The following is a 15,608-nucleotide window of genomic DNA, read 5'->3' as shown; positions in this document are numbered from 1 at the left end:
ATGCGATTAAGAGGAAGAAATAAAGTAACACCAGAATTTAACATGTCGTCAATGACAGACATTGTGTTCTTGCTGCTCATATTTTTTATGATTGCATCCACACTGGTATCTGCAGAAGCTATAGATTTATTATTACCTAATTCTACTAGTAAAACAACTCAGACCAAAAATGTATCAGTAAGTGTTGACAAAAACATTAAATACTATGTAGATATGAAGCAGGTCCCTAAGGAGCAATTGGAAGCAGAAGTATTAGCTAAAGTTGGTAATCAAGACTCACCAACAATAACCATTCGTTCTGATAAAAGTGTTGAATTGCAGCATGTTGTATTTATTATGGATATTGCTTACAGAAATAAGATTAAGCCTTCATTATCAGTTAAAGCAAAGTGAAATACTTAGACACTAAACACGAAAAAAACGCAGTAAAAATAACAACATTAATTATGTTGATTATTACGTTGTTGTTATTTGTTGTTGGTCAACAATATAAAGTAGAACCAGAAGAATATGGTGTAGCAATCAATTTTGGAGATGCTGCTCCATCAGGAGGAAGTACACAACCAAATAAGACAGAAATAACTGATGAGCTACCACAAGAAAACATAGAAAGTGAAGAAGAAATCATTGAAGAAGAATCAGTAGATAATGAAGTAGTAGAAGAGGAAGTAATAGAAGAAGAGGTTGTTAAAGAAGAAATTATAGAAGAAGAGACTTCAGAAGATGAAATTGCTGATGAAGAAGCTGAAGCAGAAGAAAATGAAAAAAGAGAATTAGAAGAAGCTGAAAAAGTAGCAAAAGAAGAAGCTGCAGAAGCAGAAAGACTAAAAACTGAAGCAGAAGCAAAAGCTAAAGCTGAAAAAGAAGCAAAGGAAGCTACAGCAAAAGCGGAAGCTAAAGCCAAAGCAGAAGCAGCAGCAAAAAAAGCAAAAGCAATAGCAGATGCTAAATCTAAAGCAGAAGCTAAGGCTAAAGCTGCAGCCAAAGCTAAAGCAGAAGGAATTGCTAAAGCTAAAGCAGCAAAAGAAGCTGCAAATGCAGCTAAAGCTAAAGCAGATGCAGCAGCTAAAGCAGCAGCAGCAAAAAAAGCAAGTGAGCAAAAGGCTTTTACATTATCAGAAAATAGTCCAATTTATCCAGGATGCGAAAGTGCAACAACTAATGACGCCAGAAAAAAGTGCATGAGTCAAAAAGTAGCACAATTTATTGGCGAAAATTTTAAAACTGACGTAACAGATAATTTAACTGGTGTTCAAAAAATAAGTATCGTATTTAAAATAAGCGCTTCAGGAGATATTGTAAATATTAATGCAAGAGCGGAAGATCCATTATTAGTAGCAGAAGCAAAAAGAGTCATTAAACTACTACCTGAAATAAAACCAGCAATGCAACAAGGTAAGGCTGTTATAGCACCTTTTAGTATACCAGTACAAATTAAATTAAAAGAATAATTTTATTGTTTGATATAACAAATACAAAATGAATTACTTTAACACCAAACATAAGCGTAACTCGGCAAAAATAACAACATTAATTATGTTGATATTACTCTTGTTATTATTTGTGGTAGGTCAAAATTATACTGATCCACCAGAAGAATATGGCGTTGCAATTAATTTTGGTGGTTCATCTGGAGGTGGAGGAGGAGGTGGTCAACCTGTAAAAGCATCTGTGTCAGAGACACAACCAGATGTTACTGAACCACAAGAACAGCAAGAAGCTGCAACACCAACATCTAGCGAAAACGTATTGACTCAAGAGCAAGAAGAAGCTATTTTAATTAAAAAACAACAAGAGCAAGCCAAAAAAGATAGAGACGCTAAAGAGAAAGCTAAAGCTGATAAAATTGCTAAAGAAAAAGCTGCTAAAGCTGCAGCAGAAGCAGCAGAAAAAAAGAGACAAGAAGAGATTAAAAAAGCTAATGATGCTTTAATAAACGGAATTAATAATTCTGAAAACCCAAACGATTCTAATAACAATGGACCTGGTAATGGTCCAGGAACTGGACCAACAAGTGGTAACTCTTATGGACCAAGTAAGTTTGGTGATGGATCTGGAAACGGAAATGGTGATGGTGTAGGTTATGGATTAAACGGAAGAGGTCGTCCTACCAAACAAATCTTTACTCAAGATTGTAATGAGTCTGGATTAGTAGTTATAAGAATTGAAGTTAATCAAGAAGGTAGAGTAGTAAAAGCAGAACGCGCAAAAGGAACTAGAAATACAGCAGATTGTTTATTACAACCAGCATTAAAAATTGCTAGATCACATAAGTGGAAAAAAGATACTAAAGCTCCAGAAAGACAAATTGGTTACGTTAGTATCAATTTTAAATTAGGTCAATAACTTATTATGACTTATTTAAAGACTGTTAATTGGATGTTTTCTCAACTTCCAATGTATCAAAAACAAGGTCAGACTGCTTTTAAAAAAGACTTAACCAATACAATAGCGTTAGCTACACATCTTAAAAATCCACAACATAAATTTAAATCTATTCATGTTGCTGGAACAAACGGAAAAGGTTCTAGTAGTCATATGCTAGCTTCAATATTACAAGAAGCTGGTTACAAGGTTGGATTATATACTTCTCCACATTTAAAAGACTTTAGAGAGCGTATTAAAATTAATGGTAAAGAAGCTAGTAAGCAATTTGTTATTGGTTTTATAAAACGTAATAAAGCTTTTTTAGAAGCTAATAGCTTGTCATTTTTCGAGATGACAGTTGGTATGGCATTCGATTATTTTGCAAAGCAAAAAGTTGATATTGCTATTATTGAAGTAGGTTTAGGAGGTCGATTAGACTCGACTAACATTATTACACCAGAAGTGTCTTTAATAACTAACATTGGTTTGGATCATGTTCAATTTTTAGGAAATACATTAGAGCTAATCGCAGCAGAAAAAGCAGGAATTATCAAACCAAATATTCCTGTTGTAATAAGCGAATCTCAACAAGAAACTCAATCCGTTTTTAAGGCTATAGCCGAAAAAAACAAAAGCCAGATAACCTTTGCAGATCAAACTGAAAATGACGTTTTTAAAACAGATTTAAAAGGTAGTTATCAAGCTAAAAACATAAAAGGTGTATTGCAAACCATAAAAAACTTGCAACAGAAAAACTTCAAAATTTCAGAAGCACATATTAAAAATGGATTATTAAACTCCATAAAAAACACTGGTCTAAAAGGACGTTGGCAAGTTTTGAATAAGTCACCTAAAGCCATTTGTGATACAGCACATAATAAAGAGGGTTTAACTTTGGCAATAGCGCAGCTTTTAAAAGAAGATTTTAAGCAATTACATATTGTTTTTGGTGTTGTAAATGATAAAGATTTAAAGTATATTTTGCCATTATTACCTAAAAAAGCAATCTACTATTTTTGTAAGCCAAATGTACCAAGAGGTTTAGATCAGGAAGTGTTAAAAAGCAAATTTTTAGCACAAGGTTTTAATGGTGCAGCTTATACTTCGGTTAAAGACGCTTATCATTCAGCTTTAGATTCAGCAAAAAAAGAAGACGTTATTTATATTGGAGGAAGTACTTTTGTGGTTGCAGAAGTGGTATAATTTCCAATTAATTGTATCTTACACTTTCATTTAATTCAATTTAAAGATGCTGGAAATAATCAACCAAATATTTTCTATTCAACTTAAAAGTAATAAAGAAAACCTAACACTTTTTAATAGAAATATTGATAGGATAAACCATGAGTTTGAAACTTTAGGTTACCATGTTATTAACCCAATTGGTCAAACGTATAGAAACGAAATGACAGATGTAGAGGCTAACATAACTGGTGATTTTTCTGGTAATATGAAAATAGTAAAAGTGTTAAAACCAGTGGTCTATAAAAAGACTAATGAAGAAAATACTTTAGTGCAAAAAGGAATTGTAATTGTAGAATAAGACCCAAATGAAAACCATAAACTTTGCAATAGATTTAGGAACAACAAATAGCTTGATTGCCAATTATAATAATGGAGCTGTTAAGATATATAATAACCCATTAGGTTTAAAACAAACCTTGCCTTCATGTGTCGCTTTTAGAGGTAACAGAACTATAATTGGAGATAAGGCTTTAGATTACCTAGAAAAAGATGCAGAAAACGTTTGTATGCTTTTTAAACGTAAAATGGGAACGCAAGAGACTTATTTTATTCCTTCGATAGATAAAGAAGTATCTCCAATAGAATTGTCTTCTTTAATTTTAAAAGAGCTTAAAAACTTTGTTACAGAAACAGATCAATTACAAACTGCTGTAATAACTATTCCAGCGTCTTTTGATACTATCCAATCTAATGCAACAAAAAAAGCAGGCTATTTAGCCGGCTTTAAAGAGGTGGTTTTGTTGCAAGAGCCAATTGCAGCATGTTTGGCTTTTGCTAATCAAGCAAATTTAGATATTGAAGATTCTAAACATTGGATTGTTTATGATTTTGGAGGAGGAACATTTGATGTGGCTTTAGTTGAAGTCAATGATCGCGAATTAAAAGTCATTGATAACGAAGGAGATAATTTTTTAGGAGGAGCAGATTTTGATAATTTAATAGTCGAAAAAATTATAGTACCTCAAATTGAAGCTAAAGCTAATATTACTAACCTCTGGAAAGATATAAAAGCAAAATCAAGCCAGTACAAAGGATTATACTTTGAGTTGCTTAAAAAGGCTGAAGAAGCAAAAAAAGAACTGTCTGTATATCCTGAAACTGAAATTGAGATTGATATAGATATTAATAACGATAATTTATTTGATCAAATAGTCATTACAAGAGCACAATTTGAAGACGTCATTTCTCCAAAAGTTGAGCAAACCATTACGTTTATAAAAAAGGTAATTTCTCAAAACCAATTAATCAACTCGCAAATAGAGCGTTTAATCTTAATTGGAGGTAGTACTTACGTCCCTTTAATTAAAGAAAGAATAAAAGAAGAGACAGGGATTTTAGTAGATTCTAGTATTGACCCAACATCTGCTGTTGTTGATGGAGCAGCTTATTTTGCAGGTTCTAAACCAACTACAATTGTAGCAGAAGAAGTGACTGAAACCGAAGAAGTCAATGCTATTGAAACCCAATTATTTTTTGAGCAAAACACAAGAGATTTAGAAGAGTTAATCACTTGTAAAGTAACTGGTAATGATTTAAAATATAGAATTACTAGAGTTGATGGTGGTTATGATTCTGGAATTAAAACAATTGAAAACAATGGTTTTTCGGAGTTTGTTCCATTGTTAAAAGGACAATTAAATAGATTTAAAATTCAGGTTTTAGATTCTGATTTAAATGCATTAAAAACTATAAATACAGTAGCTATAAATCAAGGAAGTTATAATGTTTTAGGACAACCTTTGCCTATTGATATTTGTATGGAAATTGACGACATTGATGCGTCAGCCACACGATTAGAGCAAATTTTTGGAAAAGGAAGTATTCTTCCTTTAAAGAAAAAAATATACAAAACAGCATCCAAAACCATACTTAAAGGATCTGATGCTAACCTGATAATTAATATTGTGGAAGGTCAATCCAAAGGGTTGCCAAGTTCTGGTCTAAGTATTGGGTATATAGAGTTTTCTGGAAAAGATTTAGAGGATGACTTAATTAAAGGAACAGACATAGAAATTGAATTAGAAATTACTGAATCCAGAGATTTAAAGATTAATGTTTATTTGCAAGCATGCGATCAAGAGTTTAAAAATGTATTTAGCGAGTCAGAGCGTGCAATAAGTGTTAGTAAAATTAACATGGAAATTAATTCTGTTTTATCTGAAGTTGAACAGTTAATTAGAGAGCATGTTGAAGAAGAGAATTTTGAATATTCCAATAAATTAGAACAACTTAGAGTAGGCTTAATTGAAATACAGATTGAAACAACATTACTAAATGATGATGACGTGTCTGATCAAAAATACCAATTAGATGATCAAAAACGAAAACTAATCCAGGAGTTTGATACCTTAACCAGAAATAAAGTTATTGCTTTAGAAATTGAAGAGTATAATAGCTCTAAGGAAGGTCTGGAATGGATGGTTAATAAAGAAGAAAACGAAAAATATAGACCAAAATACCTTAAAGTTATAGCTAATGAAAAAGAGGTGATTAACTCTGGTGATAAGTATTTAATTAGAGCTAAAATTAAAGAATTGGATGTGTTATATAACTCTATATTACAATCTAGTGATGAGAATTTTATCTCGTATTTTTTAGGCTTAAAATATAGTTCTGATTTTACAAGTACTAGAAAATCTCAAAAGCTAATGAAGCAAGGAGATGAAGCTATAGAAAGAGGTGATTACAAGTCTTTAAAACATATTGTTTATGCTTTGTATGCTTTATTACCAGATGAAGCAAAAGAAAAACAAAAGCAATTTAAAGATGATAGTAAAACAGGTTTAAGATAAGTTAGATTTAGTCGTATTTTTTTCTATACCAATTAAGGTAAACTTTATCAATGCTAATACCTCTTAAGGTTATGTTTTTAGTTTTAATCACATCCTTTTTGGTCGTTCCTGTTTCTTCTTTTTTACTGTTTAATTTTCGACCTTTATAAGTGCTTATTTTATAAGGAAGCACATTGATTTCTTGAGAGTTGTCTACAATGTTATCTATAATATAAAGCTTAGATAGATCTTTGTTATCAGTAAAATGAGATAGCCTATCTACTACAAAATTATTTCCAGTGTAAAACAAAATTGAATCATTTTCAATTAGATTTAGATATACACTTTCATCTTTTGGGATAAAAATAGATTGATCAATCCCATCGGTTAATCTAAAAACAATAAGGTCTTTTTTACTGTTATTTTTTACTAATCTATAAGAGCTAAACGATCTCATTAATTTAGTTTTTAAAGATCTTATTAGATTAAAAGTTTTAGGGTATGGATTTGTAAAAGCGTTTAATTCAACACTATTAACACTACCTAAATTTTCGTCTTTACGTTTAGTATTTGATTTTAAAGTATAAATAAACCTGGTATGATCTTTAGCTTTCTTTTTTGTAGAAATATCTGGTAAAGTTATTTTGTTATTATCTGGGTCGCGTTTTGTAGCTTCTATAACAGTTTCTTCAACTTCAATCTCATCCTCTTCTATAAAAGTTCCATTTTTTTGAGCTTCTTGTCTTTCTTGAATTATTTTTATGGCTTCTAAAATGTTTTGTTCATTATAGTCAGAACTGTTAATTTTAATGTTTTCAAATCTATAATTTGAATCATAGGAGCTATTATCATTTTTAAAAACTTTAGTAGCTATTCTAATAATTAATATTAAAAATATTATACCACTCCAAATCCCAACTCCAGATCCAGATTTGGATTTAGAACCTGACCTAAAAGCATGAGGTCTAGCAATTGCAGCATTAGAGTCTAAGACATCTTTAAGCATGTAATTTGACACCTCAAGCTCTCCAAAAGCAACCATTGCTTTTGCTGCAAAAATAAAAATGTCATTATCTGTGTTTTTCCTTTTTGAGTTATAGGTGTCAATAACTTCAGAGTTAAGCTCATTAACCTCGTCATCAAAAGAGCTAGGATATTGACTTAAACATTTTATAAAATTTCTGTTAGTAATATAGGCAACAGGAAAATGTTTGTCATTTAGTTTGCCACTTTCAATATATACTTTTGCATAATTTAGTTTAGAGCTAAAAAAGCTAATTATAATTTGTTCTATTTCTTCAGTAAATAAAAAACTGCCTTCAGCAAAATCTTCAGTGACAACAATATTACTTTCAATAAAATCATAAAGTAAATTATATTTTCCTTTATTAAGTGTTTCGGACAGAAAAGGCTTTATGTGTTCTTTAAAATATGGAGATAAAAAGTATTTTAACTCCTCATTACCTGCAACGTTTTCTAGATTTATTGCAACAGAACTTTGGGAAATATTAGTATAATCTCCACTTATAATTTGTTTTAGCCACTTATGATTTTCGACAAAAACATGATGTTTCCTAATGTTTTCGTCTTTAAGTTGCTCAATTAATGAGGCTAACTCGCCTAAGTTGCTTTTGTTATTTAATACAGCATTTGCTTTAAGCTGTTTTTGAAGCCTTATTATTTTTGTAGCATCTAGTGTAGCTATTGTGTTAATATCTATACCTAATTCGTCTATTAAAGAAATGTATTTCAAACTTGGAGCTTATTGAAAACCAAAAATATTAAAATATTTATTAATTTTTGTGTTTGTTAAACACTATAAATTAATGGGTTAGTTTTAAAGTGAAAAAATATTTAATTTTTTTGCCAAAAAGTTTTTGCAAAATCAAAAACTACTCTATATTTGCAGTCCTAATAAATAGGGCGACTAGCTCAGTTGGTTCAGAGCACTTGGTTTACACCCAAGGGGTCAGGGGTTCGAATCCCTTGTCGCCCACAAAAAAATCCGAAACATATGTTTCGGATTTTTTTTGCTTATAATAGTTCTAATATACGTTCTAAAGCCATTCCTCTGGAGCCTTTTATTAATAAAGCACTTTCTTTTATTGGCTTGTAATTAGTTTTAAAATCTTCAAAAGAACGATACTGTTTTACTTTAAGCTTATCTGTTTCTGATTTATAAAAGTTTTCACCAATAAGTATAATGTTATCAATTTTTAAAGAAGTAGCAAGGTTAGAAATCTTTTGGTGCTCTATAGGTGCCGAATCGCCTAATTCAAACATATCGCCTAAAATAGCTATTTTGTTGTCTTTATTTTGATTACTAAAGTTTTTTAGTGCCATTTCCATACTTGATGGATTTGCGTTATAAGCATCCAAAATGATTGAGTTACTTCCTTTTTCAATAATTTGAGAACGGTTATTAGTTGGTACATAGCCTTCAATTGCTTTTTTGATAGCTAATAAGTCTACATTAAAATATTTACCAATAATTGCTGCTGCGCAGATATTTGTAAAGTTATATTCGCCTAAGAGATTTGATTTAATGGTAATGTTTTCAATATTAAGTGAAACAAAAGGTTTAGCCCCTAAAAATTTTATTTTAAAATAATTAGAATCGTTTTGGCTAAAACCAAACTTTTTGATGTAATTACTAAGTTTATCTTTTTGAATTGGATCATCAGCATTTAAAAACAAATGCTTATTGTTTGACATTAAGTAGTTGTATAATTCACTTTTACCTTCAATAACACCTTCAATGCCTCCAAATCCTTCTAAATGTGCTTTTCCAAAATTGGTGATATACCCAAAATCTGGTTGTGTAATTTTACATAAAAAATCTATTTCTTTTTTGTGATTTGCTCCCATCTCTACAATACCTATTTCGGTTTGCTCTGTCATGGAAAGTAATGTTAATGGTACGCCAATATGGTTATTTAGATTGCCTATGGTTGCTGTTGTGTTATATTTTTTAGATAAAACAGCGTTAATAAGCTCTTTGGTTGTAGTTTTTCCGTTACTTCCTGTTAGAGAAATAATTTTAACGCCTAAATAATTTCTGTGATATGTGGCTAATTCTTGAAGCGTTTTAAGACTGTTTTTGACTAATATGGTGTTATCTGATGTTTTATAGTTTTTATCGTCTATGATAGCGTATTTAGCTCCTTTTATTAATGCTTCTTCTGCAAATGTATTTCCATTAAAATTTTCTCCGCTTAAAGCAAAGAATAAATTGTCCGATTCTACTTTTCTGGTATCTGTACAAATTGTATTACAGTCAAGAAATAGTTTGTGTAGTGTTTCAATTTTCATAAAATAAAAGTATAAAAAAAGTCCTAACAAATGTGTTAGGACTTTAAATATTAACTAATAATTTTTAGTTTAGTTTTTAGATTTTTTTTGACCTTTAGATTTAGATCCAACTCTAGACATTGCACATCTAAAACCAATATAGTCTGTTGCCATGTTTTGAGGATAGTAACGTCTTTGTGCTGGGTCTAACCAGTACTCTCTATCTTTCCATGATCCTCCTTTGTAAACTCTAACTTCATCGTTTATTAAAGATGTACGCTTACTTGATTTGTCATATTCTCTTATCATGTTTCCAGACGAATCTGTTTCAATTTTATGCTTTGGTGCATTATACATTTTACGTGTTGATACATCTTCAGAAACTTCTCCTTCATCATCACCAAATCTGTCTGCAAAATAACGAGAAGATTGCTTGTCACCATCTCTAAAGTTACGGTTGTCACTTCTGTCAAAGTTTGTTCTTAAGTAAGTTTCATCGTCATCAATTGGTTGAGTTGCAATTTCACCAGGTAAATCTCTTGGTACAACTTTTCCGTTAGGTAAAGTATCAAAAACTATTTCATCAGTCCCAACAACTTTTACTGTACCATCTTCTGTAATTACATTTTTAGTATAAACATTACCTCTGTAATAGTTAAAGTCATTAAACTCGTCATCTACAATTGGTCTGTAAACATCAGCTACCCATTCGGCAACATTACCAGCCATATCATATAAACCGTAGTCATTTGGTGCGTAAAACTTAACAACTTGTGTAATATCTGCTCCATCATCAGACCATCCTGCAATTCCACCATAATCTCCTTTTCCTTGTTTGAAGTTGGCTAATTGATCTCCTTTAATTTTACGTTTTCCAGAACGTGTATATTGTCCATCCCAAGGATATTTTTTACGTCCTCTGTATACGTTATAACTTCTTATTTCAGATAAACCTAAAGCTGCATATTCCCATTCTGCTTCAGTTGGTAGTCTGTATTTTGGCGAAATTAATCCAGTTTCTCTAGAAGCATAAACATTAACTTCTTCTCCTTCTGCATTAGTTTGAGCTTTTAATTTTCCGCCTCTTAAAATATCTTCATTACCTCCAAATGTTTGCGTTGGAGCATTTATGTATGTGTCAGTACTAAAGTTTGCGTCTGCAGTAGCTTCATGTTGGCTACCTTGCTTTAAGTAACCGTCTTTTTGTAAATAAAATTCGTTTACACGATCCGTTCTCCAATTAGCAAATTCTACAGCTTGCATCCAGCTTACACCAACTACAGGATATTCTCCATAACCAGGATGACGTAAATAGTTTTCTGTCATAACTTCGTTATAACCTAAACGGTTTCTCCAAACCAATGTATCAGGTAAAACGCCATTATAAATTGCTCTAAAATTTTCTTCTTCTGGTGGGTAAGTTCTTTTAATCCAGTCTAAATATTCAAGGTACATTTTATTTGTAACCTCTGTTTCGTCCATGTAAAAAGATTGAACGTGTTGCTGATTTGGAGTGTTGTTCCAATCATGCATAACATCATCCTGAACTCTTCCCATTGTAAAGGTTCCTCCTTCTACAAATACTAATCCAGGAGCAGTCTCTTGCTCTTTAAATTTTGTGTTGTATTGAAAACCACCTTCTTTAGAGTTGATTTGCCATCCTGTAGCTCTAGATGTATTAGAACCACTACCAGATCTTTTACAACCAACAAAGGTTAGGGAAACCGCTAAGATTATTAAGAATCTTGATACAATTATTTTTTTCATATTTATTTGTTTGAATAAGCTAATAATAATTTTTGGAGTCGCAATATAATAATTAAACCCAAGAAAACAACATAGATTTGTTATTTTTGAATAAAAAAATCGCATTTCATCCTACTTTTTTTACATTACAACGATGTTATTTTTGCTTTTAATCGTCGTTTTGAAACACTATAACGTGCGTTTTTAAATTTTATTATTGTAATTTTGACTTGTTTTTATGAAATTATTAAGATTTAAATAATATCATTTAAAATAAGACGTTACTATTGCAATGAAAAAGATATTATTAGTACTACTAGTACTCTACTTAACGCCATTATTTTCTCAAGAAAAAAAAATTAGCCTAGCATGGGATGAGCCTAAAATTTATGCTACTCAAGATTATGCTTTGTCAATTCCTTCCTTTAAACCTTTAAATAATTTTTCATTTAATACTGATAACGGGATTCAGTATGTTGATCAATGGAAGATACAAGGGGCTGTTAATGAATCTTCAATTAAAGTAACTAATGTTAATTATCTTCCTATAAGTAAAGATCAATTAAAAGATCTTGATTTACAATCTATACCTACTACATTAAAGTATTCTTTAAATAATGGTACTGGTAGAAATAATAATTATGCTGTATTTGTTTTAAGTCCTATTATAAATGAAGGAGGCTTATATAAAAAAATAACTTCATTTAATATAAGTTATACAACAAGTACTTCTTCCAATCGGGTTAATAATTCTCAAGTTATTTCAAACTCTGTTTTAAATAATGGAGATTGGTATAAATTTGAAGTTACTAAATCTGGAGTTTATAAAATTTCAAAGTCTTTTTTAAGTCAAATGGGAATAAATGTAAATGGTTTAGATCCTAGAAATATAAAAGTATTCGGTAATGGCGGTAAAATGATGCCTTTTGCCAATAATGCTAATTTTCCGTTTGATCCAACAGAAAATGCAATTAAAGTTATTGGAGAAGAGGATGGAGTCTTTAATGACTCTGACTATATACTATTTTACGCTCAAGGACCTTCTGCTGATGTTAATGATCAAAACATAAATACAAATTTAAACCCTTATACTAATAAGACAGTTTACTATATTAACTTAAGTTCTGGGCAAGGTAAAAGAATACAAAATTTTGTAGAGCCAACAGAATTGCCAATAGCAACTTATAACACCTTCCAAGAGTATCAGTTTCATGAAGTTGATGAATCAAGTATTATTTTTGTTGGAAGACGATGGTTTGGCGAGCGTTTTGGTGTAGAAAATTCTCAGACTTTTGAATTTGATTTTCAAAACTTAGTGACCTCAGAACCAATAAGTATAAAGGTTGCTGCAGCATCAGCTAACACAAGTGATAGTAATTTTTTAATACAAGTAAATAATGTAAATACAGGAGCTTTAACAATTACAGGTTCAAGCCCTACAAATGGAGTTTATGCAACAGGAAATAGTTATCAAGGAACAACAATGGTAACAAACGATAATATAAATGTTACATTAGATTATGATAATCAAGGTAACCCAAGTGCAAGTGCATACTTAGATTATATTTCAGTTGAAGCTACTAGGGCTTTATCTTTTAGCGGAAAGCAATTTCATTTTAAAAATAATGATTCAAACCTAAATAGCATAGTAGGTAATTATGTGCTCTCTAATGCTACTCAGGTTGAAGAGGTTTGGGATGTTACTAATTTATATGATGTGTCCTCAATTTTAAATGCGGATTCAAATGCAACCATTAGTTTTAATGCTCCAATGAGTCAAACTTTTGTCACTGTTAGTTCTCAAAATTATTTTGAACCAATATTAGCTGCTAATAGTCGAGTTGCAAATCAAAATCTAAAAGGAACTATATTTTTAAATAATAATGGTAGTTTTCAGGATATAGATTATTTGATGTTAACAACGCGTAGTCACTTATCTCAAGCAGAACGTTTAGCGCAAATAAATAGAGATAGAAATAATTTAAACGTTAAAGTCGTAATATTAGATGAGATTTACACTGAGTTTTCTTCTGGTAATCCAGATATAACAGGAATTAGGAATTTTGTTAAATATGTTTACGATAATGCAAGTACTCCAGAAAATAAGGTGAAGTATTTATGCATTTTTGGAGACTCTTCTTTTGATTATAAAGGACGTATTTCTGATAACACGTATAATTTTCCAACTTGGAATGCTTATAATAGTTTTACATTGTCAAATTCATTTATATCAGATGATTTTTATGCTTATGTAGATGATAATGAAGGGGTCTTAGATGTTTTTGATAATGCTGATAAATTAGATATTGCAGTAGGTAGAATAGTTGCTGATACACCTTTAAGAGGTAAACAAATGGTAGATAAAATTGAAACCTACTATTCTAAAGGAGCATTAGGAAGTTGGCGAAATAATTTTGTTGTGATTTCTGATGATGTTGATGAAGCATGGGAAGCTACTTTGCAAGAGACAACTGATGAGATTGCTGACGAAGTGTCAACATTTAAACCTTTTATTAATGTTACCAAAATACATACTGATTCTTATCAACAAGAAGCTTCAGCAGGAGGAGACCGTTATCCAGAAGTAACAGAAGCGATTATCAATGCTATTGAAAAAGGAGCATTAGTTGTAAATTATTTTGGTCATGGTGGTGAGGATCAATTAGCGATTGAGCGTATTTTTGTAAAGACTGATGCAGAAAATTTAAATAACGAATGTAAATTAAACTTATTTGTAACAGTAACTTGTGAGTTTACAAGGTTTGATAACCCTTTAAGGCTGACTGCTGGAGAGTTAATGTATTGGAATGAAAAGGCTGGAGCAATTGCTTTAATAACAACAACAAGGCAAATTTTTGTTACAGTTGGAAAGGATTTTAATAAAATTTTAAAAGAATATTTGTTTTCATATAGTACAAACGACACATTTGATGATGATGAATATCCATCTGTTGCTGAAGCCTTACGATTAGCAAAAAACGATCCTAATTTTACTGATATTCAAAAGCATTTAGCGTTTTTTGTTGGTGATCCTGCATTAATATTAACGTTTCCAAAACCAAATATTAGACTAACAAAAATAAATGACGTGCCAATCACACAAGATACAGACGTGCTTCAGGCATTAAGTTACGCCAAATTAGCTGGAGAAGTAACAGATGTAAATGGAAATGTACTTAATAATTATAATGGAATATTAACTACGACTATTTATGATAAAGAAGTAGAAAGACAAACTCTAGCAAATGATAACTTTAGTGGTAGTGATGATTTAATAATTAACTTTAAAACATTAGGTGCAATTGTGTTTAGGGGTCAAGCCACAATAACAAATGGACAATTTGAATTTGATTTTATAGTGCCAAAAGATATTGGGATACCAGTTGGAACAGGAAAAGTTAGTTTTTATGCAACACAAAATGATTCTTTAGAAGATAAAGCAGGAGCTAGTTTAGAAACTCTTGAAATAGGTGGGATTAACCCAAATGCAGCAGAAGATAATATAGGTCCAACAATTCAGTTGTTTATGAACGATGAAACCTTTGTTTCTGGAGGAATAACAAACGAGTCACCTACATTAATAGCTAAATTTGAAGACGAAAACGGAATAAACACAGCAAGTGGTATAGGACATGATATTGTTGCTGTTTTAGATGGAGACGAAGTCAATCCATATGTTTTAAATGATTATTATTTAACTGATGTTGATGATTATACAAAAGGATCCTTGAGTTTTCCTTTTAGAAATCTAGAACCAGGTTTACATACTATATCATTAAAAGCTTGGGATGTATATAATAATTCTGCTACAGCAGAAATACAATTTGTAGTTTATAATGAAAGCGAAAGCTTAGTTATCAATAACGTATTAAACTATCCAAACCCTTTTGTAAATTATACAGAGTTTTGGTTTAGTCATAATAGCTCAGAAGTATTAGATATTTCTGTTCAAATTTTTACAATTTCCGGAAAATTAGTAAGGACATTAAATGGGCAAACAACTTTAGCAGGTGGTAAAACAGTAAAATCAACATCAAGAGATATTGTTTGGGATGGACGTGATGATTTTGGAGACAAAATAGGAAAAGGTACATATGTTTATAAGCTAAAAGTACACTCGCCAAGCACAAATAAATCAGTAGAAAAAATAGAGAAACTTGTAATCCTCTAATAAAAAATTATATTTGT

At 30.9% G+C, this 15,608-nt stretch carries 10 protein-coding genes and 1 tRNA gene; 8 read left to right on the top strand and 3 right to left on the bottom strand.

Features of this window, described 5'->3' with window-relative positions; translation table 11 throughout:
* The 6 genes from SJY17_RS00740 to SJY17_RS00715 are packed head-to-tail and all read left to right on the top strand — an operon-like array spanning nucleotide 1 to nucleotide 6,404.
* Nucleotides 1-393, top strand: a complete 393-nt coding sequence (locus tag SJY17_RS00740) for an ExbD/TolR family protein (RefSeq protein WP_397363531.1) — start codon at nucleotides 1-3, stop codon at nucleotides 391-393.
* Nucleotides 390-1,451, top strand: coding sequence for a cell envelope integrity protein TolA (gene tolA / locus SJY17_RS00735; RefSeq protein ID WP_397363530.1), 1,062 nt, complete (start codon nucleotides 390-392; stop codon nucleotides 1,449-1,451). Before SJY17_RS00740 ends, tolA begins: the two co-directional genes overlap by 4 nt.
* Nucleotides 1,452-1,479: 28 nt before the next feature.
* Nucleotides 1,480-2,346, top strand: a complete 867-nt coding sequence (locus SJY17_RS00730; protein WP_397363529.1) for an energy transducer TonB — start codon at nucleotides 1,480-1,482, stop codon at nucleotides 2,344-2,346.
* Nucleotides 2,347-2,352: 6 nt separating this feature from the next.
* A complete protein-coding gene (locus tag SJY17_RS00725) occupies nucleotides 2,353-3,570 on the top strand; it encodes a bifunctional folylpolyglutamate synthase/dihydrofolate synthase (RefSeq protein ID WP_397363528.1) in 1,218 nt (405 codons plus the stop codon).
* Between the two features lie 46 nt (nucleotides 3,571-3,616).
* Nucleotides 3,617-3,910 (top strand): hypothetical protein, encoded by a 294-nt coding sequence (locus SJY17_RS00720; RefSeq protein WP_397363527.1) that lies wholly within the window; start codon nucleotides 3,617-3,619, stop codon nucleotides 3,908-3,910.
* Between the two features lie 7 nt (nucleotides 3,911-3,917).
* Nucleotides 3,918-6,404 carry an Hsp70 family protein gene (locus SJY17_RS00715; RefSeq protein WP_397363526.1) on the top strand — a complete coding sequence of 829 codons (2,487 nt, stop codon included), beginning with the start codon at nucleotides 3,918-3,920 and terminating at the stop codon, nucleotides 6,402-6,404.
* A gap of 7 nt (nucleotides 6,405-6,411) precedes the next feature.
* Here SJY17_RS00715 and SJY17_RS00710 read toward each other — a convergent pair whose 3' ends face one another.
* Entirely contained in the window at nucleotides 6,412-8,136 is a 1,725-nt protein-coding gene (locus tag SJY17_RS00710) for a hypothetical protein (protein ID WP_397363525.1), read from the bottom strand.
* Between the two features lie 168 nt (nucleotides 8,137-8,304).
* On the opposite strand from SJY17_RS00710, the gene SJY17_RS00705 reads away from it, so the two are divergent.
* Nucleotides 8,305-8,379: transfer RNA gene (locus SJY17_RS00705), tRNA-Val, on the top strand.
* Nucleotides 8,380-8,417: 38 nt separating this feature from the next.
* Here SJY17_RS00705 and murF read toward each other — a convergent pair.
* Nucleotides 8,418-9,695 (bottom strand): UDP-N-acetylmuramoyl-tripeptide--D-alanyl-D-alanine ligase, encoded by a 1,278-nt coding sequence (gene murF, locus SJY17_RS00700; protein ID WP_397363524.1) that lies wholly within the window; start codon nucleotides 9,693-9,695, stop codon nucleotides 8,418-8,420.
* A gap of 69 nt (nucleotides 9,696-9,764) precedes the next feature.
* Entirely contained in the window at nucleotides 9,765-11,441 is a 1,677-nt protein-coding gene (gldJ, locus tag SJY17_RS00695) for a gliding motility lipoprotein GldJ (RefSeq protein WP_397363523.1), read from the bottom strand.
* 271 nt (nucleotides 11,442-11,712) lie between these two features.
* Between gldJ and porU the strand changes: the two genes are divergently transcribed.
* On the top strand, nucleotides 11,713-15,591 hold the full coding sequence (gene porU, locus SJY17_RS00690) for a type IX secretion system sortase PorU (RefSeq protein WP_397363522.1): 3,879 nt from the start codon (nucleotides 11,713-11,715) through the stop codon (nucleotides 15,589-15,591).
* Nucleotides 15,592-15,608: the final 17 nt, after the last annotated feature.

It is taken from the genome of Olleya sp. R77988, assembly GCF_044594215.1.
Lineage (GTDB): Bacteria > Bacteroidota > Bacteroidia > Flavobacteriales > Flavobacteriaceae > Olleya.
Note: the sequence above shows the minus strand (reverse complement) of the source record. Positions and strands in the feature narration are given on the sequence as shown.

Coding starts and splice junctions, on each gene's coding strand:
- SJY17_RS00720 (WP_397363527.1), top strand. CDS start 3,617: ATGCTGGAAATAATCAACCAAATATTTTCTATTCAACTTAAAAGTAAT.
- murF (WP_397363524.1), bottom strand. CDS start 9,695: ATGAAAATTGAAACACTACACAAACTATTTCTTGACTGTAATACAATT.
- SJY17_RS00740 (WP_397363531.1), top strand. CDS start 1: ATGCGATTAAGAGGAAGAAATAAAGTAACACCAGAATTTAACATGTCG.
- SJY17_RS00730 (WP_397363529.1), top strand. CDS start 1,480: ATGAATTACTTTAACACCAAACATAAGCGTAACTCGGCAAAAATAACA.
- SJY17_RS00725 (WP_397363528.1), top strand. CDS start 2,353: ATGACTTATTTAAAGACTGTTAATTGGATGTTTTCTCAACTTCCAATG.
- porU (WP_397363522.1), top strand. CDS start 11,713: ATGAAAAAGATATTATTAGTACTACTAGTACTCTACTTAACGCCATTA.
- SJY17_RS00715 (WP_397363526.1), top strand. CDS start 3,918: ATGAAAACCATAAACTTTGCAATAGATTTAGGAACAACAAATAGCTTG.
- gldJ (WP_397363523.1), bottom strand. CDS start 11,441: ATGAAAAAAATAATTGTATCAAGATTCTTAATAATCTTAGCGGTTTCC.